This is a genomic window from Clostridia bacterium (assembly GCA_035628995.1).
GTDB lineage: Bacteria > Bacillota > Clostridia > Lutisporales > Lutisporaceae > BRH-c25.
On record DASPIR010000023.1, the window covers coordinates 562,404 to 588,798 of the forward strand.

At 40.9% G+C, this 26,395-nt stretch carries 22 protein-coding genes, 1 riboswitch and 1 other annotated feature; of the genes, 10 read left to right on the forward strand and 12 right to left on the reverse strand.

The genetic code is table 11. From position 1 onward, the window contains the following. The first annotated feature begins 67 nt into the window (after positions 1-67). The 3 genes from VEB00_09670 (at position 68) to ychF (ending at position 2,534) form a co-directional block, all read left to right on the forward strand. Positions 68-295 (forward strand): alpha/beta-type small acid-soluble spore protein, encoded by a 228-nt coding sequence (locus tag VEB00_09670; GenBank protein ID HYF83279.1) that lies wholly within the window; start codon positions 68-70, stop codon positions 293-295. Between the two features lie 300 nt (positions 296-595). After that, complete coding sequence (locus VEB00_09675; protein ID HYF83280.1) at positions 596-1,120, forward strand: DUF4364 family protein; 525 nt, start codon at positions 596-598, stop codon at positions 1,118-1,120. 325 nt (positions 1,121-1,445) lie between these two features. Beyond that, the gene (ychF, locus tag VEB00_09680) at positions 1,446-2,534 is read left to right on the forward strand and encodes a redox-regulated ATPase YchF (protein ID HYF83281.1); all 1,089 of its coding nucleotides are present in this window, start codon (positions 1,446-1,448) and stop codon (positions 2,532-2,534) included. 91 nt (positions 2,535-2,625) lie between these two features. Here the strand turns inward: ychF and VEB00_09685 are convergent, their stop codons facing one another. The 3 genes from VEB00_09685 to VEB00_09695 all read right to left on the reverse strand — a co-directional run bounded on the left by VEB00_09685 (position 2,626) and on the right by VEB00_09695 (position 7,458). Beyond that, complete coding sequence (locus VEB00_09685; GenBank protein ID HYF83282.1) at positions 2,626-3,927, reverse strand: folylpolyglutamate synthase/dihydrofolate synthase family protein; 1,302 nt, start codon at positions 3,925-3,927, stop codon at positions 2,626-2,628. A gap of 18 nt (positions 3,928-3,945) precedes the next feature. Next, entirely contained in the window at positions 3,946-6,603 is a 2,658-nt protein-coding gene (locus VEB00_09690) for a valine--tRNA ligase (protein HYF83283.1), read from the reverse strand. 56 nt (positions 6,604-6,659) lie between these two features. After that, positions 6,660-6,873 (reverse strand) — a binding site (T-box leader). Between the two features lie 45 nt (positions 6,874-6,918). After that, entirely contained in the window at positions 6,919-7,458 is a 540-nt protein-coding gene (locus tag VEB00_09695) for a CDP-alcohol phosphatidyltransferase family protein (GenBank protein HYF83284.1), read from the reverse strand. 353 nt (positions 7,459-7,811) lie between these two features. On the opposite strand from VEB00_09695, the gene VEB00_09700 reads away from it, so the two are divergent. Next, entirely contained in the window at positions 7,812-8,828 is a 1,017-nt protein-coding gene (locus tag VEB00_09700; protein ID HYF83285.1) for an ABC transporter substrate-binding protein, read from the forward strand. Between the two features lie 22 nt (positions 8,829-8,850). On the opposite strand, the gene mnmH is transcribed toward VEB00_09700, so the two are convergent. Beyond that, a complete protein-coding gene (mnmH, locus tag VEB00_09705) occupies positions 8,851-9,882 on the reverse strand; it encodes a tRNA 2-selenouridine(34) synthase MnmH (protein ID HYF83286.1) in 1,032 nt (343 codons plus the stop codon). A 182-nt stretch (positions 9,883-10,064) separates the two neighbouring features. Between mnmH and VEB00_09710 the strand changes: the two genes are divergently transcribed. Further along, entirely contained in the window at positions 10,065-10,262 is a 198-nt protein-coding gene (locus VEB00_09710; protein ID HYF83287.1) for a 4Fe-4S binding protein, read from the forward strand. Positions 10,263-10,273: 11 nt separating this feature from the next. Here VEB00_09710 and VEB00_09715 read toward each other — a convergent pair whose 3' ends face one another. Then, the gene (locus VEB00_09715; protein ID HYF83288.1) at positions 10,274-11,866 is read right to left on the reverse strand and encodes an amidohydrolase; all 1,593 of its coding nucleotides are present in this window, start codon (positions 11,864-11,866) and stop codon (positions 10,274-10,276) included. An 86-nt stretch (positions 11,867-11,952) separates the two neighbouring features. Then, positions 11,953-14,073 carry a hypothetical protein gene (locus VEB00_09720; protein HYF83289.1) on the reverse strand — a complete coding sequence of 707 codons (2,121 nt, stop codon included), beginning with the start codon at positions 14,071-14,073 and terminating at the stop codon, positions 11,953-11,955. A 292-nt stretch (positions 14,074-14,365) separates the two neighbouring features. Here VEB00_09720 and VEB00_09725 point away from each other — a divergent pair, with 292 nt between their 5' ends. Beyond that, on the forward strand, positions 14,366-15,136 hold the full coding sequence (locus tag VEB00_09725) for an ABC transporter ATP-binding protein (protein ID HYF83290.1): 771 nt from the start codon (positions 14,366-14,368) through the stop codon (positions 15,134-15,136). Then, complete coding sequence (locus VEB00_09730) at positions 15,123-15,950, forward strand: ABC transporter permease (protein ID HYF83291.1); 828 nt, start codon at positions 15,123-15,125, stop codon at positions 15,948-15,950. The genes VEB00_09725 and VEB00_09730 overlap by 14 nt, the downstream gene beginning before the upstream one ends. A gap of 21 nt (positions 15,951-15,971) precedes the next feature. Here VEB00_09730 and ppaX read toward each other — a convergent pair whose 3' ends face one another. After that, positions 15,972-16,610, reverse strand: coding sequence for a pyrophosphatase PpaX (ppaX, locus tag VEB00_09735; GenBank protein HYF83292.1), 639 nt, complete (start codon positions 16,608-16,610; stop codon positions 15,972-15,974). A gap of 174 nt (positions 16,611-16,784) precedes the next feature. Here ppaX and VEB00_09740 point away from each other — a divergent pair, with 174 nt between their 5' ends. Further along, positions 16,785-18,122, forward strand: a complete 1,338-nt coding sequence (locus VEB00_09740) for an FtsW/RodA/SpoVE family cell cycle protein (GenBank protein HYF83293.1) — start codon at positions 16,785-16,787, stop codon at positions 18,120-18,122. Further along, on the forward strand, positions 18,115-19,497 hold the full coding sequence (locus tag VEB00_09745) for a penicillin-binding transpeptidase domain-containing protein (GenBank protein HYF83294.1): 1,383 nt from the start codon (positions 18,115-18,117) through the stop codon (positions 19,495-19,497). The genes VEB00_09740 and VEB00_09745 overlap by 8 nt, the downstream gene beginning before the upstream one ends. A 64-nt stretch (positions 19,498-19,561) precedes the next feature. Here the strand turns inward: VEB00_09745 and mgtE are convergent, their stop codons facing one another. Both mgtE and sfsA read right to left on the reverse strand, forming a co-directional pair. Further along, positions 19,562-20,896: a magnesium transporter gene (gene mgtE, locus VEB00_09750; protein HYF83295.1), complete on the reverse strand. Its 1,335-nt coding sequence runs from the start codon at positions 20,894-20,896 to the stop codon at positions 19,562-19,564. Between the two features lie 204 nt (positions 20,897-21,100). Continuing rightward, a riboswitch (M-box (ykoK) riboswitch) is annotated at positions 21,101-21,269 on the reverse strand. 178 nt (positions 21,270-21,447) lie between these two features. Continuing rightward, on the reverse strand, positions 21,448-22,152 hold the full coding sequence (sfsA, locus tag VEB00_09755) for a DNA/RNA nuclease SfsA (GenBank protein HYF83296.1): 705 nt from the start codon (positions 22,150-22,152) through the stop codon (positions 21,448-21,450). 216 nt (positions 22,153-22,368) lie between these two features. On the opposite strand from sfsA, the gene VEB00_09760 reads away from it, so the two are divergent. Then, positions 22,369-22,800, forward strand: coding sequence for a DUF6762 family protein (locus VEB00_09760; GenBank protein ID HYF83297.1), 432 nt, complete (start codon positions 22,369-22,371; stop codon positions 22,798-22,800). Between the two features lie 32 nt (positions 22,801-22,832). On the opposite strand, the gene VEB00_09765 is transcribed toward VEB00_09760, so the two are convergent. The 3 genes from VEB00_09765 to VEB00_09775 all read right to left on the reverse strand — a co-directional run bounded on the left by VEB00_09765 (position 22,833) and on the right by VEB00_09775 (position 26,360). Beyond that, positions 22,833-24,785 (reverse strand): TRAP transporter permease, encoded by a 1,953-nt coding sequence (locus VEB00_09765; protein HYF83298.1) that lies wholly within the window; start codon positions 24,783-24,785, stop codon positions 22,833-22,835. A gap of 55 nt (positions 24,786-24,840) precedes the next feature. Further along, a complete protein-coding gene (locus VEB00_09770) occupies positions 24,841-25,317 on the reverse strand; it encodes a DUF1850 domain-containing protein (GenBank protein ID HYF83299.1) in 477 nt (158 codons plus the stop codon). A gap of 86 nt (positions 25,318-25,403) precedes the next feature. Further along, complete coding sequence (locus VEB00_09775) at positions 25,404-26,360, reverse strand: TAXI family TRAP transporter solute-binding subunit (protein ID HYF83300.1); 957 nt, start codon at positions 26,358-26,360, stop codon at positions 25,404-25,406. Between the last annotated feature and the right edge of the window lie 35 nt (positions 26,361-26,395).

Consider the following 26,395-nt stretch of genomic DNA (forward strand, 5'->3'; position numbering starts at 1 on the left):
TCAGTATATAGAGCTTTAAAAAAACAAATTTAAATTATAATATGCTATATATAAGGAGGGTTTTTTAATGGCTGCAGGAAGTGGAAGGTTTAATAAAGGATTAAAGGTACCAACAGCTCACAAGGCTCTTGATAATATGAAGTATGAAATAGCTTCAGAATTAAATTTGCCAGTACACCAAGGCTCCGAAGACTACTGGGGAAATCTATCGTCAAAGGATTGCGGAAGGGTCGGAGGAAGCATGGTGAAGAAGTTAATCACTCTGGCAGAACAACAGCTTGAAAACAAATCATAACTTAAGATAAAAAAACAAAAATCAGACTGAAATATGCCTGATTTTTGTTTTTGCTTAATTATTTATTTCGCACTTAATCCTTAATAATGAAATTCAAATAAGTGCGAAATATTACAGTTAAAACCCGTAAGGTACTAAGTGTCCTTTCTGATAATAACACATACACAAATCAAGTATGTGTTTTCTAAAATAAAAAACTTAGTTCGTTACATGCAAAATCAACTGTGCTATAATTAGGATACTGTGGCAAAGAAAGACCAGTATAAAATGTTTTTCGCAAAACATATTGGAGATGAATTTATGATTCTTGATAGCGGAGTTCTTGCTGATAAAAAACTAATGATATTATATCTCTTAAGCAAAATGGACATCCCACTTACCAAAACGCAGATTACCAGTGCAATATTGGAAAACAACCTTATAGACTTCTTCACTTTCCAGCAGTGTATCTCCGATCTGGAAGAGGCCGGCATGATAAAGCTGGTTTTGCATCAGAAAAAGCAATGCTTTGCCACTACCGAAATTGGTAAGAATGCTGTTGAGGTTTTCTGGCAAAGGATTCCTAAAAACACCACCGGAATAATAGATAATTATATTGCTAAGAACAAAGACAGTCTGAAGAAAGAATCCCAAGTAATTGCAGAGTATAGCAAAATGAGTGACAAAGAATACATAGTAAGCCTGAAGGTAATTGAAAAGGAGCTTGTACTAATGGATCTCAAGCTTAGCGTAGTATCTGCGAAACAGGCCAAGCAGGTTTGTGAAAAGTGGAAAAACTCCTCAGAAAAGATTTACAGCCAGCTTATAAGCTCGCTCATAAATTAAACCAAAAGAAGCGCCGCAAAGTGCTTCTCTTATTTACTCCAAAATCTTACTAAAACACGCGTAACTCGTAACTCGTAACTCGTAACACGAAACGCGAAACGCGAAACCACACCCTTTAGGAATACCCTATCCCATTGCCCATTGCCCATTGCCTATTGCCCATTGCCTATTGCTTATTGCCCATTGCCTATCTCCTAAAAACACTTTGATAATTGCTGATTTATTGCTATAATTATAAATAGCATAGAGTTTATAAAAGGCTGCCTTGGTCGTTACAATACTTTAAAGAAGGCCTTTATATAATATATGGTAGGAGGTAATAATCATGAAAATCGGTCTGGTTGGTCTGCCATCGGTTGGCAAGACGACGTTTTTCAATTTACTTACCCACGCCCATGCGGAGATATCAAACTTTTCTTCGGGAAAGCTAGCTTCAAACATAGGCTCTGCAAAGGTTCCTGATTATAGAATTGATTTTCTCTCCAAGCTTTACAAGCCTAAAAAGATAACATATGCCTTGATAGATTTTATTGACGTACCGGGCCTGGTCAGCGGAGCCAGCACTGGAAAAGGAGTAGGAAACCAATTCCTTGAAGATATCAGGAAGGTTGATACTCTTGTACATATTATCAGAGCTTTTGAGAACGCTGACGTGCAGCATGTGGATGGTTCAATAGACCCTATGCGCGACATCGAGACAGTCAACCTCGAGCTGCTTTTCGCCGACCTTGGTATAATAGACAATAGGATATCAAGAATAGAAGGCAGTAAAAAGGTAACTAAGGAGAATCTCGCAGAGCTTGCAGTAATTAAAAAGTGCAAAAAAGGCCTTGAGGATGGGCTGCTGATACACCAGATAAGCCTGACCGATGAAGAGAGAGAGCTTCTGAAAACCTTCAGCTTCCTTTCGGAAAAACCGATGATACTTGTTATTAACGTAGATGAGAATTCCCTTAAGTCAGACAGCTATCCGCTAAAGGAAGAAGTTAAAAAGTATGCAGCTGAAAGGAATGTACCGGTTATAGAGGTATGCGCCAAAGCAGAGATGGAAATCAGCGAGCTTGAAGAGGAAGACAGGCTGATGTTCATGGAGGAGCTTGGCATCAAAAGATCCGGCATAGACATTCTTGCAAGCACCACTTATGACTTTCAGGGTTTGATTTCCTTCCTTACCGCAGGTGAGGATGAGGTAAGAGCCTGGACTATCAGGAAGGGTATAGATGCAAGAAAAGCCGCAGGTAAAATCCACTCTGATATAGAGAGAGGCTTTATTAGAGCCGAGGTAGTGAAATTCAAGGATATTGAAGAGCTAGGCCACATGGCAAAGGCCAAGGAAAAAGGCCTGTACCGTCTGGAAGGCAAAGAGTATATCGTTCAAGACGGAGATATAATAAACTTCAGATTCAATGTATAAAAAAAGCGCGATATCGCGCTTTTCTTTTATTGTACGGGCGAACAGTGTTCGCCCCTACCTTTCTTATACCCCGAAACCAATTGCCTATAGCCTATTGCCCATTGCCTCGTGCCAAATATTCATATGCACTGCCTGCAAGATATAACGACCCGCAGACACATATCATGCTGTCCTTGTCATACAGCTCCTTTGCCTTCTCAATGGCTTTTATTATGTTTGGCTCCGGGCTTACACTGTTGCAATAAGGCTTCACAGCTTCTGCCATTGCGCTGGCCGAAAGCGCTCTTTCGCTCACCGGTTCTGTAGCTATTGTATAATAGGCCATTGGCATAAGTTTTCTGATTGCATAGCCGTAATCCTTATCCTTCAGCATACCTATTACAAATATTATTTTTCTGCTGCTGAAGTACTTTGAAAGTGCACTCTGCAAAGAATTTATACCGTCTTCATTGTGAGCCCCGTCTATTAGTATCAAAGGCTCAGTGCTCACTATGCTCAGTCGGCAGGGCCATTTGACACTCTCAATGCCCTTTCTCACGGCTTCAGCCTCTACTGAATGCCCCATCTTGTTAAGCTCTGCTATAGCAGTGAGAGCAACCGCTGCATTGTTTAGCTGATGGTCTCCGATAAGTGGCAGTTTAATGTCATGTATATCATAACCCCTGTATTTAAAATCAATTATCTGCCCAGCCATGCTGAACTCCTTAAGTATCACTGAATTCTTGCCAGCCTTTATCAAGGTCGCCTTTTTCTCTCGGCTCACCTCTTCCATAAGGTTGGCGGCATCAGCAAATAACTGCGGATACATTATCACAGTTGAGCCTTCTTTAATAATACCCGCCTTCTCATAGGCTATCTTTTCTATTGAATCTCCCAGTATATCCATGTGATCATAGCTTATGGAGGTTATCACCGCCAGAGTCGGATCTATCACATTCGTGGCATCGTACCTTCCCCCCAGTCCTACTTCAATTACTGCAAAATCAACCTTTTTATTCTCGAAGTAAAGGAATGCCATTGCGGTATACATTTCGAACTGTGTTGGCTCCTCAAGTCCCTTTTCCTTCATGAGCTTCACCATAGCCATGACTTCCAGGGCATACTTGACAAAATCCTCTTCCGTTATCTCTATGCCGTCTATTGTCATCCTCTCAGTATTCTTGTAAAGATGAGGTGATATATACATTCCGGTGCTATATCCTGCACTGCTCAATACATTTGCTATCATCGCGGTGGTTGAGCCCTTGCCGTTGGTGCCTGCAACATGTATCAGCCTTAATCTTTTATGGGGATTCCCCAGGAAAGCCAGAAGCTTCGCCGTTCTCTCAAGTCCAGGCCTGCATCCGAATCTCATGGAGGTTTCAATTAAATTTACTACTTCATTATAGTTCATGCCTAATACCTCGCCCCATTACTTTTTAAGCGAATTCATCCTTTCAAGTACCTTTACCAACATATCTTCGTATTTCTTCTCCTTGGCCTTCTCTTCTTCTATTACACTCTGAGGCGCCTTTGCTACAAAGCCTTGGTTTCCAAGCTTCCCTTTGACTCTCTGAATTTCCTTCTCCAGATTATCCTTTTCCTTGTTCAGTCTTTCAAGCTCTTTTTCAAAGTCTACCAAATCCTCAAGAGGCAAGTATATCTCAGCGCCATTTATAAGCACCGATACTGCACCCTCTGGTATGCCTATCTTTTCTGAAAGAACTACAACCTCCGAGGCAGATGCAAGTCTTTCAAAGTACATCCTGCCGTCCTCCATAGCTGCTTTAACGTCTTTTTTACCAGTTACTATCATTACCTTGGCTTTTCTTGATGGAACAACATTCATTTCGGCTCTTATGTTTCTTATACCCTTTATAGCCTCCATAACCATTTCCATCTTCTTCTCTTCCTCTGGTTTATATGACTTCTCATCATAAGCCGGCCACTTCGAAATCATTATTGACTCATATTCAGAGGGCAGATGCTGGTATATTTCCTCAGTGATAAATGGCATGAACGGGTGCAGCAGCTGCATTGTTCCCTCTAATACATCGCAGAGGGTAACTTGTGCAATAACCTTGGTTTCCTCGTCCTCACCATAAAGCCTTGGCTTTACAAGCTCAATGTACCAGTCACAGAACTCTGACCACATGAAATCGTATAGCTTCTGTGCCGCAATACCCAGCTCGAACTTCTCCATGTTTTCGGTAACTTCTTTTACAACAGTGTTGAATCTGCTTATTACCCATTTGTCTGCAGTAGTCAAGCTTGCTGCATATTTTGTCCTATCTGCCTTCTGTACTTTTTCAAAATCCAAGTTCATCAGAACAAACCTTGAAGCGTTCCAAATCTTATTTGCAAAATTGCTGTAAGCTTCTACCTTCTCCCAGAAAAATCTCATATCGTTTCCCGGAGAGTTCCCTGATATAAGGTTGAATCTCAAAGCATCAGCGCCGTATTTATCAATTACATCAAGAGGATCTATTCCGTTGCCAAGGGATTTGCTCATTTTTCTACCCTCGGAGTCTCTTATTATTCCGTGTATGAACACATATTTGAAGGGCTCCTGCTGCATGTTCTCCATTGCTGAGAAAATCATTCTCGCTACCCAGAAGAATATGATGTCATAACCAGTAACCAAAACGCTTGTAGGATAGAAGTACTCCAAATCCTCAGTCTTGTCAGGCCATCCCAGTGTTGAGAAAGGCCACAGTGCAGAACTGAACCATGTATCCAAAGTGTCCTCATCCTGCTTCAGGCTTCCGCCGCATTTTCCACAGGTGCTCGGCGTTGTCTTTGATACTATTATCTCTCCGCAGTCCTGGCAGTAATATGCGGGTATCCTATGACCCCACCACAGCTGTCTTGAGATGCACCAGTCCTGAATGTTCTCCATCCAGTTATAATAAGTCTTTGAAAATCTATCCGGTACGAACTTTACCCTGCCATCCCTTACTACCTCTAATGCAGGTTCTGCAAGGGGCTTCATCTTTACAAACCACTGCTTGGAAAGTATAGGCTCTATTGTGGTATTGCATCTCTGGCAGTGTCCTACATTATGCTCATGCTCTTTTGTCTTGACCAGTAGTCCTTGATCTTCCAAATCCTTGATTATCTGCTTTCTTGCTTCGTATCTGTCAAGTCCCTTGTACTTGCCGCCAAGACCGTTTATTGTGCCATCATCATTCATAATCCTTGGCATTGGCAAATTGTGTCTCATACCTACTTCAAAGTCGTTAGGGTCATGTGCTGGTGTTATCTTAACTGCTCCTGTCCCAAACTCCTTATCAACATAATTATCTGCTATTATGGGTATTTCCTTGTCCATCAATGGCAGTATCACCATCTTGCCAACCAAGTGCTTGTATCTGTCATCATCAGGGTTAACCGCTATTGCAGTATCGCCTAACATTGTCTCTGGTCTGGTGGTTGCAATCTCAATAAACTCATCACTGCCCTTTATAGGGTACTTGATATGCCAGAAATGGCCATTTTCTGTATCGTATATGGTTTCAATATCAGATATTGAGGTCTTGCAATTAGGACACCAGTTAATTATTCTCTCACCCTTGTAAATGAGACCTTTTTCATACAGCCTTATGAAAACCTCCGTAACTGCCTTAGAACAGCCTTCATCCAATGTGAATCTTTCTCTGGTCCAATCACAGGAACTTCCGAGCTTTTTGAGCTGGTTCAGTATTCTTCCGCCATACTCTTCTTTCCATTCCCAAGCCTTCTCCAGGAATTTTTCCCTTCCAAGGCCATACTTAGTCTTGCCTTCCTTCGCAAGAGACTCAACTATCTTAGCCTCTGTAGCTATACTTGCGTGATCTGTGCCTGGAAGCCAAAGTGTGGCATAGCCCTGCATCCTTCTCCATCTTATCAGTATGTCCTGTATTGTATTGTCCAGAGCATGGCCCATATGAAGCTGCCCGGTTATATTCGGCGGCGGTATCACTATAGTATAAGGTTCCTTGTTTTTATCCGCTACTGGTGTAAAGTAGCCCTTTTCCATCCAATTCTGATACAATGTCTCTTCTACTTGTTTCGGATCATAGGTTTTTGCGATATTCTTAGATTCATCCATTAATGTCTCCTCCTTTAGTTAATAGTTTGCTCAAAAAATAGAAATCCTTCGCCCATGTTAAGGGCGAAGGTATATTTCGCGGTACCACCTTATTTCCGGCAAACACCGGCTCTTTGAACTGTAACGGGCAGACCCGCCTGTTGCTACTCTATTCGCAGCAGGAGCTCAGAAGCTACCTTCGATAGCACCATACCTGGAAAACCTTGCAGCCTGTGAGTTTTCCTCTCTAAAAGGCGGTGACTGTCTACTCCTCTTCCTCATTGCTTTTATTTAAATATATTTAAATAGTATTAAAGTTGTGCAGATTTGTCAATATTATTTTTTTATCAGGTCCATCTTATGCTGGCGTTTTATAGTTATGTAATTTTGCACATAAACCACCAATGCCACAATCGTCAATAGAACAAACCCGTCAAGAAATATTTGGCTGTATGCTAAATCAAAGGCTACGGCCAGAATGGCAATATAAAATGCGATAGTGGAAATCTTCCCGAACCGGTTGGCAGGAACAACTATATCATGATTATTGAATAGCACAATTGCCCCCAGTATCAGCAGAGTTTCTTTAATTGCCACAACTATAATTATCCAGAAGGGTATTTGATTCTTCAGTGTTATGCTTATTAGAACTGCAAGAAGCATCAGCTTATCAGCAAGTGGATCAAGCACTATTCCCAATCTTGTGACCAGATTATACTTTCGCGCGATAAAGCCGTCAAGAATATCAGTCAGGCCTGCCGCTACAAATATTACAATGGCTATTCTAACCCCATATTCCATTGGAGAAAAAAAGTAATAAACAAAACCCGGAATCAATAAAAACCTGATAATAGTCAACGCATTTGGAATATTCATAGCTCACCTCTCTATAATACATCTACCTGCAAGCTGGTGTCTTTCATCAATGACTGCTTCTCGAATTGATATTCCCATTGGTTGTAATTGATTTCTGTTATGCTCAGTTAACGAGTTTCATAAAAGGCTTCCCTTTATTTATTCCCAACAACAAACATAAATATTTACCTTTACATCGTTCAATACGCTGGCATCATATTAATATATTACCATTTGTGGAATTATAATTCCACATAAAATGCTTTTGTACTATCACTGCAAAATCATAAAAACTTTAATGGACTGTCTCAAATCATTTATCACCACATAATATGAAAATAATAGAATGCAAATAAAAGCTAGGGGGGTATTTGGTGAGAAAATATACAAAACTCATATCTCTTATACTTGTTTCCTTAATTGTTCTATCCTCTGTTGCACTGTTGTCTACAGGATGCAGCAAGCAGGAGCTTACTACCGTCAAGCTGAATGAGGTTGTGCGCTCGATTTTCTACGCTCCACAATATGTTGCAATCAACAAAGGCTTTTTTGAAGAGCAAGGCTTGAAAATAGAGCTCACTACAGGCCAGGGTGCAGATAAGACAATGACCGCTTTGCTTTCTGGCCAGTGTGATATCGGCTTTGCAGGTCCAGAAGCCAGCATCTATGTTTATAATGAGGGTAAGGAAGATTATGCAGTAGTATTTGCACAGCTTACCCAGCGAGATGGTTCTTTCCTGGTCGCAAGAAACAATGAGTCTGAATTCAAATGGGAAAACACTAAGGGAAAAGTGATTATCGGCGGAAGGCCGGGGGGAGTACCAGAAATGTCACTTGAATACGCATTAAAAAAGCATGGGATAATTCCAGGCAAAGATGTAGAAATAGTAACCAATTTGCAGTTCACAGCTACAGCAGGTGCATTCAAGAGCGGGACAGGAGACTATGTTGCTTTATTTGAGCCCACAGCCTCAATGCTTGAGAAAGAAAACGCAGGCAAAATTGTATCCTCCATTGGAGAAGAAACCGGCTTGATTTCTTACACAGCATATTTCACTTCAAAAAGCGTTATCGATAAAAATCCAGAAATGATTCAAAAGTTCACAAATGCTACCTATAAAGGCCAGCTTTGGGTCAAAAACCACACAGCAGCGGAAATAGCCAAGGAAATTAAGTCCTTCTTCCCTGATACCGAAGATGATATCCTAGTCACTGTCATTAACAGGTATAAAGAAATTGATGCTTTCTGCGACAACCCCATCACTACTCCCGAATCCTTCGAATTGCTGCAGGATGTAATGCAATCAGCAGGTCAGCTGGATAAAAAAGTAGAGTATGACAAAGTCGTGACTCAGGAATTTGCTAAGAAGGCAATGGAAACAGTGAAGTAAAAAATACAAGACCGGAGTTTCATTACTCCGGTCTTGTATTTTCCAGCCACTTTTCAATACTCAAGCAAGCTTCTTCCATGTTGTCAGTGTTGACTGTCAGCTCATATTCAAATTCCTTCTGTTCATTCTCGTACATAGGGTCATAATACCTAACCATAAGGTCTCTTGCTACTTCACTGTAATTATCTTCTTCTATACTTTTTGTATATTCTTCGATTCTCTTGGCTGAAATGTGTCTTCCCAGCTTCTCCAGTGAGTTCCTGATATCTGCCTTGCAATCCGCATGTTGGGTATATTCCTCAACAACCCTATGCATACGTTTGTCGAGGCTCCCCTCTGCAAGTATGTGCTTTCCGGCCTTCATACTCTCCATAATATAATGTGGAACCACAATATTTCCTATTCTGCTGCTTTCCCCTTCAACAAATACTACATCGGATTTTCTATCTTTTAATCTGTCATATACCAGTGATTCAAATTGTTTCTGGCTTACACGGCTTCCTAGTCCAACATCTCCAAGTAGCGATCCCCTATGGTTCGCATACCTTTCCAAGTCCAACACGTCATGGCCATTACCTTCCAGCATTTTCAACAACTCTGTCTTTCCTGTTCCTGTATACCCATGAACGACTATATAATTCACTCCGCTGTTCAGCTTCGGAAGCATGGCATTAACTACAGAACGGTAACCTTTATATCCTCCTCTGAGCTTTACAGCTCCGACGCCAAGAGAGCTTAGAAGCGAACATACCGAGCTGCTTCTCAAGCCTCCACGCTCACAAAACAATACTACCTTGTCATGGTCTTTTTTGAGTTTTGATATTTCTTCGTAAAGCACCGGAAGCTTTTTCGAAGCAAAATCAACTCCTATTTTTTTAGCCTTTTCTACACTTTCATGATTGTATACAGTACCGATAAGCTTCCTTTCTTCATTGTCAAACAGTGGCAGGCTCACAGCACCGGGTATTGTGAAATCCGAATACTCTTCCGGACTCCTAAGATCAATTAGTATATAATCTCCATCAAGTTGTTCGTAATCAATAGTGTTGAACATTTCTATTCCTCCAAAATGTGTAAAGCCTATACATATGTAAGCCTGTTCAAGGCGAATTTATGCTTTCCTATGAATTATAGAATACTTTAAGTTATTTTGCCACAATTAATCCTTTATATTGACATTGATACAAAAAGATTATATAATATACCTATACGGGGTATATGTAAAGGAGTGATTGTATGAAAAAGGCATGTTTGAATGATAAGAACTGTGACAAGTCACCCTTCTGCGGAGCTAAGAGAGTTTGTCCCACAGGAGCAATCAAATTTGAAAAGGAAGGGCTCTTCTCCGGGAAAATCGTTATTGATCATGAAAAATGCATAGGCTGCTCAAAATGCGTGGCTTACTGCCCACATAGCGCGATTTCTATGAAGTAAAAAAAGAATCTTTACAGATTCTTTTTTTCATATACTTTTTTACCGCTTATATAAGTTGCCAATACTTCGGTGCTTAAAATTTCTTCAGCTGCTACTTCAGTTATATCTACTGACAGTACTGCAAAATCAGCCAGATATCCTTTCTTCAGCTTTCCCAACTCCTTCTCCCTGCAATTCACATAAGCAGGATTCACCGTATAGCACTGTAATGCCTGGTCTGGAGTTACAGACTCAGACTCATTCATCTGCTTGCAGCAGGCAGCATGAATTCCCAGTATCGGCTCAAACCCAATATATCTCGTTCCATCGGTTTTTTCAGGAAATACCTCTCCCCCATATGGCCAATCGCTGTTAAGAACGACATTTATCCCCTGATCTATAAAGCTCTTGATTCTATAAACCCTTGGGAGCCTTTCTTTCCCCAACCTGGACTGCGTCAAATCCACTTCATAAAGGAATACCGGCTGAAAGGAAGCTGTAATGGAATTCTGCTTAAACCGTTCTATATCCTCATCTTTGATAATCTGTATATGCTCAATTCTGCATCTCAATCCTCTTTTATTTGCACCCTTGAGCTTATCAAAGGCATCCAGTATTATACTTACTGCTCTGTCTCCAATTGCATGAATGTTTATAGGAATGCCTTTAGCTGCATTGCTGTCAATTATAGCTTCCAGCTCATCCTCTTCAATAAGCTGAAGCCCTATATTCCCCGGGTCATCGGTATACTCTTCCCACAACAGTCCGGTTCTGGAACCAAAGCTGCCATCCATAAAATACTTAGGGGGTCCTATTTTCAGCCTTTCATTCTGATTGCTTTTATTCATTTCAAACTCCTCAACCAAATCCTCATCCGCTCCATTTGGTGAGGCAGTAATCCTTAACTTAAGTTTTCCTTCCGCCCCCAGCTTTCTATATAGCTCCAGATATCTTCCGTATTGAATTGAAATATCATTTACCGAAGTAATCCCATTCTTAAAGAATAAATCCTGAGCGCTAAGTATTACTTTCTCTATGTAATTATCAGGAAACAAGCACTCTATGCTTGCAAGAATATCAGTCGCGGTGTTTTCAAAGAACATGCCGCTGGGCTTTCCATCTCCTCCCTGAGGTGCTTCCGCGGAGGACTCCAGGCCTTGAAGGCCCAAATGTTCTATAGCTGCAGTGTTTACGCACAGTGAATGGCCATCCATTCTCACCAGTACCATAGGATGGCTATTGCAAAGCTCATCCAGAACTAACCTATCTGGAAACTTACCCCCGAAAAGCTTTTTTTCATCCCAGCCATGCCCTATAACCCAGTCTCCGGGAGCAATTTTTTTACAATAAGCATATACTCTATCCTTCAGCTGCTTATAATTGCCACAATCCTTGAGGTTCAACTCCATAAGACTTCTCATTCCTGTAGCAATATGGAGATGTGATTCCCAGAAACCGGGTATAACGACACTTCCATTGAGATCTACTTGCTTTGCACCTTCATATTCAGGTTTGATAATACCCGTTCCTACCTCCACTATTCTCCCGGAATCAACTGCCATATAATCCCCATTGGACATTTCGCCATCCATTGTGATTATTCTGCAATTCCTATATATCTCCATATAGCACCTCGCATTATTATCTTCTATCCTTTTCCCACCGTCGTAAGAATTATAGCATAAAATTATGGCAAAGAGTGAGTGAAATGCTACGGGATTATTATCTGTTTGGGATCCTCAACGAAACTGGAATCTTTTCTGTCAATTCCCAGCTGCCCGTATTCATTGAATCCCCATGCCATGAGCTTTCCACCCGTTGTCAAAGCCAGAGTATAGCTTTCACCGCATGCAAGCTGCTTTATGTCAGCCAGGTAATCTACCTGCATGGGCTGTTTAATAATATTGCCTAAGCTCGGACCCAGTTGCCCGTTCATATTGTCACCCCACGCCCAAAGCATCCCATTTTTATCTAATGCGAAGCTGTGGTTGCCAGCAGCCGTCACCACTGCTATATCTCCCAGTCCCTCTATTGTTCTTGGGCTCATGAATTTTGCTGGAAGGTCGTTTCCTAACTGTCCATATTCATTGCTGCCCCATGACTTAACCAAACCGTCGCTGTCCAGTGACAGCACATGACCTTCACCTATGCTTACACTGTCAATATAGCTGCATCCACTTACAACTCTGGGCTTTCCCCTCACATTGTCCTCCTTGTTTGGTGAAAACCCAAGCTGACCGCTGAAATTATTTCCCCAACCCCATACAGAGCCTCCTCTTTTTACCGCCATTGCACATTCATCCCCAGCCTCTATTTCTGCTATTGCCGAGAGTTCTTCCACTCTCAAAGGTTTTGATGTATCCATTTTCTTTTTTGCCCGCTTAGGCTCATAGGAGCTGTTTCCCCAAACCCATACAGTTCCATTGCCCGCCAATGCCATCGAAAAGCCGTTTCCGGCGGATACCGACACTGACTTTTTCAATTCCGCTATATGTACAGGCAGCAGCCTGTCTTCATATGTACTATCTCCAAGCTCACCGCTGCTGTTGCTTCCCCATGCCCATACAGTGCCGTCCTCCTTTAGTGCAAGGGTATGAGAATGACCAGTAGATATATATTTTACTCCTTCCATTCCTTTCACCTTCACCGGATGCATGCTGCTTTCCCTGGTTCCATTTCCCAGCTGCCCATAGCCATTGTCTCCCCACATCCAAACAGTTCCATCCTGCATCAATGCAGCTGCAAAAGCAGAGGATGCTGATACCATTTTCACATCCTTCAGCCCTGGCACTTCCAAAGGAGTCCTTTGAATATATTCTCCTCCATCCCCAAGCTGCCCATGGCTGTTATCCCCCCAAGTCCATACCGTTCCATCCTGCTTGAGTGCTGCTATATGGGAATTCCCTGCAGCAATATCCCTCACAGCTTCAATTCCCGTTATTCTACCAAGCTGCATATCTTTCTGATTCCACTTCCAAAGGAATCCTGACTTATCAAGAGCAATCATTTCATTAGCCCCGTAGGCTGCCAGTTTTTCAATCCCATAGACCCCTTCGAGCTTATTTGTGAATTGTCCGTTTATAGTCCAATACCATAAGCTGCCGTCCTTTGACACTGCATAGGTGAGTTTGCTGGATTCATATATAAGCATTATTTCTTCCAGGTTTTCTATTCCCTCCGGTTTATGCAAATACCCTCGCAAGAACCAAGCCCTAGAATTATTGTCTATTACAAAAGCATTATATCTTGATGCCGCTATGCTTGTAATACCTTTTGCATGATTTACCTTTCTGGGTGGATGCTTCTGCGTCTCTGACGCCTTGTATCTGTAATCACCCCATAAAAATACAGTGCCATCGTTCTTAATTGCCATTGCATAGTTAATACCGGCAGAGACAGCTTGAATCTCAGTCAGCTCCTTGATCCTGGCTGGCTTTTTTATGCGGCTGCCGATCTTTTCCGGGTTTAATATTCCAAGCTCGTTATTGCCTGCTCCCCATACTGTGCCATCTTTTTTAACAGCAAGCAGATATCCGTTTCCCATAGAGATGGACCCAATATCTTCAAGTCCTTCAAGCCTTACCGGAGAAAAAACATATTTGTCCCTGGCTTCTCCCAGCATGCCGGAGCTGTTATCCCCCCAGCCCCACACTGTTCCATCGCTTTTTAGCACAACTGTGCTGTCCATGAAGGCTTCAACTTGGATTACTTCAATATTTGCAGTTCCAACCTTTGAAGTACCCTCTCCCCTCGTGAAGACAAGCGTACTGCTGCATATAATCAATAGAAAAAGCAAAATGGCTATAGCCTTTATTCTTGGAGTCCTTTCCACTAAAATCACTCCCCAATAGGTGATTTTGAAATTATCATATTTATATTTACTCAAGAATATTGATAGTGAGAACAGCCATGTTCATTTTTAGCATCATTTTACTCAAGTAAATCGCACGAAGAAGATTATATCGAATAGATGCGATTTATAACATCAATGAAAATGTTTCGTACTATTGAACTATTATTTAATGGAATTAGTGCGAAACATATAGTACTTATTTATTTTTTAATCACTTATACCTCAACTTATGAATATTATGGAGTTATAAGAACTTACTGGGGGTGTGGCAGTGGACAAGGTAGTAGAGCTAAAAAACGTGACTATGAGCTACCATACACTTGACGGTGAAACCCAGGCCATTAAAAACTTATCACTAGACGTAAGAAGGGGAGAGTTCGTGAGCATTGTAGGCCCAAGCGGCTGCGGCAAGTCAACCTTGCTTTCGCTTATTTCAGGGCTTCTAAAACCTTCCTCAGGTAAGATTTTTATAGATAATGAGCCTGTAACCGGAACATCAAGCAATGTCGGCTATATGCCGCAAAGAGACCACCTATTCGAGTGGCGTACAATACTAAAAAACACAACCTTGGGGCTTGAAATCCAAAATAAGCTGAATAAGGATACTTTGAAAAACGCAGAAAGGCTTCTTGAGGAATATGGGCTGGGTGAATTCAAGTATTACTATCCAAAGCAGCTTTCGGGAGGTATGCGTCAGAGGGCTGCCCTGATACGAACATTAGCGGCCAGTCCGGAAATACTACTTCTGGATGAACCATTTTCCGCTCTTGACTATCAGACGAGGCTAGCTATTTCAGAAGAAATATGGGTAATAATAAAAAAAGAAAAAAAGACGGCAATTCTCGTTACTCATGATATTGCAGAAGCGGTTTCAATGTCGGACAGGGTGATTGTACTTACCCAAAGGCCCGGTGAAGTAAAGTCCGAGCATGATATAGCTCTGACAACCTGTGAATGTAAGACTCCAATAACCTGCAGAGAAGCTCCTGAATTCAGGCTGTATTTTAATAAGATATGGAAGGAGCTGGATGTTCATGTCTGAAGGATATGCCTCATCGGCTTTCCAACACTCAAAAGAGCATGTGGAATTCATAAGAAAAGAGAAGGCAGCAAAAAGTGCTGTGTTTCTATCCAGAGTGGTTATATTGGTCGCTTTATTTGCATTGTGGGAAATTGCAGCCAGGCTGAAATGGATAGACCCCTTCATCATGAGCCAGCCTACCAGAGTTATAAAGACTATGGTTAATCTCTCAAAGGACGGCTCCTTGTTCCTTCATACAGGGGTTACAATATATGAAACTATTATTGGCTTTCTGTCAGGCACAATTCTGGGTACTCTGATAGCCATTGTCCTTTGGTGGTCAGACTTTACTGCAAAAGTCCTGGATCCTTATCTTGTAGTGCTTAATGCTCTGCCCAAGACAGCTTTAGGACCAATAATACTCGTTTGGGTTGGCGGAACCACAGGTTCAATAATAGTTATGGCTCTACTTCTGTCCATCGTTGTTACCATACTTAACGTTTATCAGGCGTTTAAGAGCTGTGACGAGGATAAAATCAAGCTGCTAAAAACCTTCGGTGCAACAAAGCTTCAAATACTTAGAAAGGTTGTACTTCCATCCAGCATTCCCGAGATGATATCCACTCTCAAAATAAATGTGGGGCTATCTCTGGTGGGCGTTATTGTGGGTGAGTTTCTCGTATCAAAGGCAGGCTTAGGCTATCTGATAATATATGGAGGTCAGGTCTTCAAGATGGACCTTGTAATGACCAGCATCATAATATTAGCTGTGGCCGCAGCGCTGATGTATTTATCGGTGACATGGGTGGAAAAAAAGTTTATGAAAATGCGATAAAAAAGCGGCATTCGCCGCTTTTTATCCTTTTATAACCCTCAATAACTCCTCTGTGTCATGCGCTACATAATCCGCCGAGGCATCATCCCCCTGGAAGCCTTGTGCTACACTCCATTTTACGAGTACTGCCTTGACTCCAGCCCCGTGGGCGCAGTGTATATCGAATACACTGTCTCCTACCATTATTGCATCACTCGGATGTGCATTCAGCAGCTCCAGGGCTTTTATAACCGGAGCAGGATTGGGCTTATGCAGCTCTGTATCCTCAAGTGCTATGAAAGCATCGAAATATTTCTTAATATCAAAAAGATCAAGTCCCATTAAGGCTGCCTTTCTCCTCTTGGAGGTTACCAGAGCTAAAGTGAAGCCCTGCTTTGAAAGCTCCTTCAGTAGTTCCTGAACCCCTTCAAATATTGTCACTGTATCGTCATGTCGCGATTCATTGTAATCAATATATGTCTGATACATCTCATCGCCCTTCTCTTCTGAGTATCTTTTCAACGTGACTATAAGAGGCTCTCCAAAGTACTTGAGTATATCCTGTTCGCTTACATCCAGCCCCAGACAGGTCTTATATGTATATTTGAATGAATCAATAATTAGCCTGTTGGTATTAATAAGTGTTCCGTCAAGATCGAATAGTACATATTTATATGCCATAAAATGCTCCTTTTTTATAAAAATTGTTCTTCTGAAATATTCTATCATATATTTACGTCTATATAAATCATGTATAAGGTTTTACATCCACTTAATAGTGAATTTTACCCTATAGTAATGTATAATATAGTAATACTGGTAATTGCGGAATATTAATTAGAAGTTGGTGATACAATGTTTGAAGTGCTTTCTTGGAGCTATAGATTCATATATATTTTCATTGCTGCAGGCTTTTCAGTTTCCTGCTACCTTGCATACTACAAGAACAAGCGTATATGCCAATACCTAGCTCCATTTTTGAATGTCATTCTTATTGCATTAAATTTTTCTTTGATTTCATATTATTATGAGCCGCTGGATTACAAAGCCTTATACATAGGCGGTGGTCTGGCAGTTTCCTATATAGTCTCCAGACTGCTGCTTGGAAAGCTTTTGAAGCCTGATAATCACTTGATAATCGACATGGTCTTCAACCTGCTTTCCATTGGCCTCAGCATTCTGTATCGGCTGAGCCCCGACTACGGCACTAAACAGGCATATTTTATACCTGTCGGGATAATTGCGTTCTTTGCAGTCATTATACTTATGAAAAGATTTGAAATACATTATAAGCATCATTTGCTGCTTGGCGGTTTAATCCTTGCGCTTCTCATGGTTACCCAAATATGGGGTACTGAGATTAACGGCTCAAAGAACTGGATAGAGCTCCCCTTCGCAAATGTACAGCCCTCAGAATTCATAAAGCTGATATTTGTTTTCTTCATGGCTTGTCTGCTGAATGAAGAATTAAATCTCAGGAGGTTTGTAATAATAGCTGCATCAATGCTCATAATTGTAGTATTTTTCGTCATGCAGCGGGATATGGGCTCTGCTTTTATATTCTTTACAGTATTTCTTATGATGCTTTTCACTAAAGATATAAAGGGTTACTATACTGCAGCTTCAGCTGGCGCGGCAATTGGCGGAGCCTTCATAAGCTATTTTGCTTTTTCCTACATCAAGTTCCGTGTTCTTGCCTGGGTTAACCCCTGGAAATATGTATCGGGCAAATCCTATCAGATAACGCAATCATTGTTTGCAGTTGCCACTGGTGGACTTATTGGTACAGGTATATTCCTTGGTGATCCTAAGTTCATACCCGCTGTTCATACAGATTTCATATTTTCTGCAATCTGTGAGGAAACCGGTGTGCTTGGCGGTATATTCTTACTGACCATTTACTCCCTGCTGAGTGTAATTGGCATGGATATTAGCTCAAAATGCAGCAGCCCCATATATTCCACGGCAGCATTGGGTCTTACTTCACTTAGTGTGATTCAGACACTTATAATTGTCTGTGGTGTTTTGAATATCATTCCCATAACTGGAGTAACCCTTCCCTTTATCAGCTACGGCGGCAGCTCACTGCTTTCACAGTTTCTGAACATTGGATTGCTGTATTATATTGGGTCGAGGAAACAGGAAGTAGGGGCGAACAGTGTTCGCCCAGTACGAGGTAATTCTTATGAATAACAGAGTTAAAATAATTAAATATATTTACTTATCATTATTTGCTTTGATATGCTTGTATCTGCTTTATTTCAATCTGTTTGAATCCAGAGTGATATCATCAAATTCATATAACAGAAGGCTCCGGGAATCAAGCGAAAACATAATCAGAGGCAGCATACAGGACAAGAATGGAGAAGTGCTTGTAAAGAGTACAAAGTACAAATCTGGAGTAAAACGCAAATATATATACCCAAGGTCCTTTTCGCATGTAATAGGATATTCCAGCAAGAACCTCGGCTCTTCCGGACTTGAGGCCCTATACAACAAGGAGCTTATGAGTTCCAGTGACACTATTGAAGCCTTGCGGAGTAAAATAAATGATTACTATATCAGCGGCAATAACATAAAACTAACGCTGGACCGTTCACTTCAGGTATATGCTTCCGAGCAATTGCGAGGCAAACGGGGAGCTATAGTGGTGCTGCGGCCTGATACGGGTGAAGTGCTCGCAATGGTCAGCAAATCAGATTTTGATCCTTCAAATATTCAAAACGACTGGGAAAGCCTTATAAAGGATAAAAAAAGCCCACTCTTGAATAGAGCTGCAGAAGGTTTATATGCTCCCGGTTCAATATTCAAGCTTGTAGTCACTTCCGCCATACTGAAAAACAATCTGCAGGATAGAGAAATAGAGTGCACCGGTGAAGTTAATATTGGCGGTTATATAATAAAAGATAATGACAATGAAGTCCACGGAAAAATAAAACTAAAAGATGCTCTGAAGCACTCCTGTAACTCCTACTTCATAAAGCAGGGACTCCAACTTGGATATAGCAATATGAACAATGAAGCAACAAGATTCAAGCTAAATAAGAGTATACCGACAGATATTAAAATCTCAGAAAGTGTTTTCCCAAACAAGAATGACAATAAGAATGTTGCACAGCAATCCATCGGGCAGGGTGAAGTTCTCATGACCCCGATGCATGCCTCATTGATGGCCGCTGCTATAGCAAACAAAGGTATTATGATGCAGCCTTATGTTGTGAGCAGCATAACAGATAGCGAAGGGAAAACATTAAAGTATTACAATCCTAAGCAGTTAGGCCAGGTAATGGACGAAAAAACTGCAGTGATAATAAAAGATCTTATGGTAGAGGTTGTGAAATCTGGAACCGGAACAAAGGCAAAAGTCAGCAAGGTCTTGGTAGCAGGTAAAACCGGCACCGCCGAGGTCAGTGGAGATCAGAGGTCCCATGCGTGGTTTGTAGGTTTTGCCCCTGCAGACCAACCAAGGGTTGCAATTGCAGTAATGATAGAAAATGGCGGTGGTGGCGGCAGTACAGCAGCACCAATAGCCTCAAAAGTACTAAAGAAAGCACTTAGTATAAAATAAAAGGCTTCAAAGATTGTACGGGCGAACAGTGTTCGCCCCTACTCCTCGAAACCTCATAATCCTTCTATATTCCCATAATTATTTCTGCAATTTTAAAGTAAGACAGCAATGAAAGCGCATCCACCATAGTAGATATCAATGGACTTGCCATTATTGCAGGATCAAGATTAATTGCCTTTGCAAACAGCGGAAGTATTCCTCCTATCACTTTGGCAAGCATAATTGTTATAATAAGCGTTACACTGACAACCACGGATACCAATAGAGAATTGCCTCCCAGGAAGTATACCCTTACGAAGTTAACAAGTGCCAGTGATGTCCCTACCATAAGGCTTATTCGAAGCTCTCTCCATATTACCTTAAACACGTCATTTATTTCCACTTCTCCAAGGGCAATACCTCTTATTACAAGTGTCGAAGATTGAGTTCCCGCATTACCGCCTGTGCCCATAAGCATAGGTATGAATACCGCAAGCCCAACCGCTTTCTCCAGACTGCCTTGAAAGCTTTCGATAATACTTCCTGTGATAGTTGCAGAAAGCATCAGGAAAAGCAGCCAGAAAATTCTTTGCTTTGCCAGTGAGAATATATCTGCTTTTAGGTATTCCTCTTCGCTAGGCGCCAAACCATGCATGATCTGAATATCCTCTGACGCCTCTTCCTCAATTACATCCACGATATCATCTATAGTTATAATTCCGACTAACCTGTCTTCTTGATCCACAACGGGTATGGACAAAAGGTCATACTTTTTAAATAAGTTTGCTACTTCTTCCTGGTCATCAATGGTCATTACTGATATAGGGTCTGTCTCCATAATATCTTCTACAGTCTTATTTACAGCAGATGTCACTAAATCCTTCAGGGAGACTATACCCTCCAGCTTCCTGTTGCCGTCCGTCACATAGCAAGTATATATTGTTTCTTTATCTATAGCTGTTCGCCTAATGTGAAGGAGTGCTTCATCTATTGAAAACTCCTTTTTAAGGTCCACCAGCTCTATTGTCATCAGACTACCTGCTGAATTGTCAGGGTAGTTCAAAAACTGGTTAATCAGCTTTCGCTCTGTTTCTGGAGAATACTGCAATATCTTCTTTACAACGCTTGAGGGCATTTCCTCAAGATAGTCGATTTTATCGTCAAAGTACAGCTCCTCCAAAATCTCCTTTAACTCATTCTCCTTTATCATAAGGGAGAAGTTTGTCTGCTGTTTTACAGAGAGATGTGAGAACACTTCAACTGCAGCGTCCTTGTGCAGCATTCTGAATACAAGAAGGCTGTTCTTAGTATCCAACTCTTCCAGGAGTTCTGCAATATCGGCTGGCTGGATATCCTCCAGCTCCTTTTTTATTGCAGAGTAATCCTTCACTTCAATATAACCCTTAATAAGGTTTTCCATAATCTTTCCTCCCAACTATGGGGAAAGCAGCTGTCTTCCTGTGAAATAAACAGACTTTCCCCAATATTTTATCCATATTCTACTGTAATAATTACTGGGCCCTGAGTCCATTTAAATCACCTCTATTTCAATAAATTTAATCTTGGAAAACAAAAAAACCTTTCACTTGAGTGAAAGGGAAATAAACAGTAACGTAATTACTATTTTCATCTTCACTCGCAGAGCTTTGGCACTATACAGCTTTGGACCACATACATCCAGCTACATTAAGTAGAACCTTACTTCGGTAATACCTGTTGACCCATTGGCATCTCTCGATGTTTCCGGGTAGCAGCGTGTATCCATATAGGAGCCTCACCTAACGAAGATTAACTTGTCGTCTATTATTATAGTCCAATATTTTTTTCTTTTCAATACTTATAATATGAAAAATGACAAAAATAGTTCGTATTATATTAAATTTTGTATATTAGAGGATTTATCGCTGTATATTTGTCCATATTTCGGTCTACTTCATATTTGCTCGTATTCTTAGCTTTTTATTGAACGCTTCATAAGAACACAGGTATCCTTTCATTCAATACTATCTCGTTCTCCTCCACCCTGCAATTATAAGCAAGCACTTCTACCCCATCGTCGTGAGCAGCCGTTAAAGCCTCTGCGAATTGTGGATCCATAGGTGTGTTGGGTGCAAACTGTTTTACATTCTCCATTTGAATAAGAAATACTATCACAGCTCTATAGCCTTCCCTGTGTGCATCAGCCAATTCCTTCAAATGCCGGGCGCCTCTTTCTGTTGGAGCATCCGGAAACATTGCATTACCATCAACCTCCAGTGTGACTCCTTTTACTTCTATATAACAGGAATCCTCCTTTCCGCTTTGCTCTGTCTTTTTCAAAAACAAATCAAATCTGCTGCTTTGGTAAAATACTTCTCTTTTAACATATCCATAATCCCCAATCTCTTTTGTGAAGCCCGCTTTTACAGCTTCCTCCACTATCCGGTTCGGAGCTTGAGAATCCATAGATATCAGCATGTCACCCTTATATACCATTATCAATTCGTATGGGGTCTTTCTTGTCTTGCTCTCCCTTATTTCCAGAAGAACTCTGGCTCCCATAACAAGCAGCTCTCTGCAGCGTCCTGTATTGGGTATATGTACCAGCTCTTCCCTTCCATCTATCTCTACTACTCCTTCAAATCGGTTCAATCGCTTTATAAAACTGCCTTTTATAATCTTATTGGTGATTTTCATTTTATTCTCCTTGTAAGTTTGCCATTATTATGGTTAAAATATCATTATACATATTTACTTTGTATGAATTATATCATACTTTATGTATGTATTGATATTGGTATGGTTGCGCGTTTCGTGTTTCGCGTTTCGCGGCTATGGCAAAGTCTTCGAAGCCATACTTTCACACTCGTAACTCGAAACTCGTAACCCGTAACTTTTTTAGGAGGTAAAAACATGGACAAATATAACATAATGGTACTTATGCAAAAAGATAAGGAAACAGGCTTCTTTACTCAAACTGTGGATTCTTACAAAATAGGAGTGGGTATTGAGCTCATAGAAAATGCCTATCTATCCGAAGAGGATGAGGAATATTTCATATACCTTACCTTAACTACTGCCGATATCGAAGAGTACCAGTACTATGGCATATATGACTTATACAACGAGGAAATTTTCGACAGCTTAGGTGTTGAATTATTGGACGGTTCCGGTGAGTATAACCCTAGATGGATTGTTAAAATGAAATACCTGGAAGAACGAAGTGAAATGGAAAGGCTTATTAACGAACTGGTTGATATACATAAAGCTGAACTTGAAAGAATACTTCCTTTAGTGGAAGCTGACAAGCAAAAGTATATGGAAGAAGTAGAAACGGAAGAGTAGCATTTAACTCTTCCGTTTCTTTATACACAATATTATATTGTTCCGATATTCTGCTTTGCTGCTTTTTTCTTCTGATACACAAACAATAAACCTAGAATAACTAAACCAATGACATCTGTCATTGCACCGGGATCTACAAGCATCAGACCGCCTATAAGGAATGCCACTCTTTCAAGCTTATTTGCATGTGTAATGAAGTAACCCTCCATTGCTGCACCAATACCAACCATTCCCAAGATAGAGGTTATTATTATCTGTACTACCTGAAGGGGTGTAGTATTTATAAGCAGCAGAGCTGGATTAAATACAAATACATATGGTATTATGAATGCCGCAATTGCTAGTTTGCTTGCTTGTATACCTGTTTTCAGCGGGTCGCTCTTTGCTATTGCAGAGCCTGCGAAGGCTGCAAGTGCTACTGGTGGTGTAATATCCGCTATAATTCCAAAGTAGAAAGTGAACATGTGTGCTGCGAGCACAGGTACCCCAAGCATTACTATGGCAGGGGCAGCTATTGTTGAAGTTATTATATAGTTAGCTGTTGTAGGTGCTCCCATACCAAGAATCAAGGATGAAATCATTGTAAATATTAGTGTAAGTATAAGGTTTCCACCAGAAAGGCCTATAAGTCCATTTCCGAGCTTCAAACCCAAACCAGTCAGAGTTATAGTACCTACTATAATTCCCGCACATGCACAAGCTACTGAAACTCCAAGGGCATTCCTTGCTCCGGTTTCGAGCGCTTCAAGGAAGTCCTTGAATGAAAGTCTTGTGTCTTTTCTTATAAAGCTGGCTAATATAGCAAGACCCAAGCCGTACAAAGCTGCCTTGATTGGAGTTGATCCTTCAACAAGGAAGTATATTATACCTATAAGTGGAAGGAATAGATATCCCCTCTCCTTCATTACCTTAGAGAGCTTTGGCAGTTCATCCTTGCTAAGGCCCTTCATTCCTAGCTTCTTTGCCTCAAAATGCACCATAATCCATATACCTGTAAAATAAAGCAGCGCCGGAATTGCTGCAGCTTTAGCGATATCCATGTATGGCATACCAATAAATTCTGCCATCAAGAATGCCGCAGCACCCATTACAGGAGGCATTATCTGTCCTCCAGTAGAAGCAGCAGCCTCAACTGCAGCTGCAAACTCAGGCTTGTATCCCAGGCTCTTCATAAGCGGTATTGTGAAACTTCCAGAGCCTACAGTATTAGCAACTGAGCTTCCCGATATAGTGCCTTCAAGAGCACTTGTCAGGACAGCAACCTTGGCAGGCCCCCCTGCTGCATGGCCTGCAACAGAGTTTGCCAGATCTATGAAGAATCTTCCTATCCCCGTCTTCTCCAGAAAAGCTCCAAACAATATGAAAAGGAAAATGAAGGTTGCTGCTACGCCTAAGGGTACACCAAGTACCCCCTCTGTTGTATAATACATATGGCTTATAATTCGCTCAATGGAATAACCCCTATGGTTTAGGAATCCCGGCATATAAGGGCCAACCTTTGCATATAAAAGAAAAACTGAAGCTATTATTGCAATTGGAAGTCCAACAACTCTTCTAGCACCTTCAAGTACTAAGAGTATTGCGATTCCTCCTATGAAAAGATCGAGGGTTACATAATCCCCAGCCCTGTAAATCAATGATTCATAATTAAGAGTTATATACAAGGCACATGCTCCACCTAGCACTGCAAGAGCAATGTCAATCCAATGGAAGCTGTCCCTCCTCATTTTGCTGCTTGAAGGATAAAGAAGATATACCAGTACAAATACAAATGTTAAATGTATTGATCTCTGCAGCTGCGCAGGCAGAATTCCCATTAAGCCCGTATAAATTTGGAATAAAGAAAAAAGTATTGCAATTGAAGAGACTAATCTCATCTGAAAGCCGCTAAGTCTTCTGAACGCTGACTCTTTATCATATTTTGCCATTATTTCATTAATATCTATTTCTTGAACTTGTTCTTTTAGAATTTTATCTTCATTCATAAACGCACCTCCTCTGATTAAATCTCAGTGTTTTAATATCCACCTCGATTGGATCTTATTTTTTGCTCCAATAAGACCTTATTAGTGTAATAAGTGATACTTTTTTAACTTCAAATGTTACCGGTGTTTGAGGTTTCACAAATTGCGAAAAAAATATCTCGCTATCATTGGTATTCAAGCTATGATTGGCATTGATTCCAGCAAATATTGTGAATTTCGGGAACACTTTATTAATATTGTCTATTTGTACCATGCCATTTATAATGCTTGGCTTACTACTCCCGTACTCCCCTGCTTCTGGCATTCCCGCCCCATAAGAATAGAAGGTCGCTTTTTGCAATACAAGCTTACCCTCTGATATTCTATAATATTCATTAACGGGTGTCCTGTTTACAGAGTGGGTGAAGCTGGTATGAAACTCTCTATACTTTTCCACCCTATCCTGAAAAACTAAAGAACCGGATTTTTCATTTGTTATTGTAAACCGTTCAAATAGCGGCATGCTACCCGCTGCTGCCAATACAATAATCAAAAATAAGCTAATAATCCTATTTCTCATTTAAAGAAGCCGGACCGGAAATATCCAGCCCGGCTATCCTCCTTATGGTTTCAAGTCAGTTATTTTATAGCGCCCTTTTCTTTGTAATATTTCTCTGCTCCTGGATGGAAAGGAACTGATATACCTGTTACTGCTGATTCAAGGCTTAATGCCTTTCCTTTTGCATGTGCCGATGCTAATTCTGCTTGATTATCAAATAAAGCCTTTGTAAGCTCATATACAACTTTTTCTGATACTTCTGAGCCAACTACTAATGTAGCATTAACCGCAACAGTCTTTACATCCGCATCCTGCCCTTTATATGTTCCAGCAGGTATTACGTATTCTGTATAGAAAGGATATTTTTCAATAAGCTTCTTTATTGTATCGTCTGAAATCGATACGAATTTAAGTTCGCTTGTTGCCGTGATATCTTGTATAGCAGCATTAGGTATTCCAGATGTGAACAGGAAGCCGTCAATATGCTTGTCTTTGTATGAATCTGAAGACTCTGCAAAGGAAAGATAATTTGCTGTAAAATCGTTGTATGTCATACCTAAAGTTTCAAATATCTGTCTTGCATTTGCTTCAACACCGCTGCCCGGGGCACCAACTGAGAATTTTTTCGACTTGATATCAGTAAGTGCGTTTATTCCGCTGTCTACAGATGCAACTATCTGTATTACTTCTGGATAGAGAGTAGCAATAGCCCTTACATTTTCGACCTTGCCATCCTTGAAATTTTCCAAGCCCTTATAAGCATAATCTGTAGTGTCATTCTGAACTATAGCAAGTTCTGCTTCCTTCTTGCCTATAAGCTTAAGGTTCTCAACAGAAGCGCCTGTTGCCTGTGCTGTCACATTCATATTGGCTACCTTTGTATTGAATATCTGCGCTATAGCGCCGCCAAATGGATAATAAGTGCCGGATGTACCTCCAGTTGCCAATATAAGATTAGTCTTTTGCGGAGCACAGCCTGTCAAAGCTACTGAACATATGAATACTACAACTAGTGCCAGTACTATGTATTTTTTCATGGAATCCCCTCCTACTATTTATTATATTAATTTTA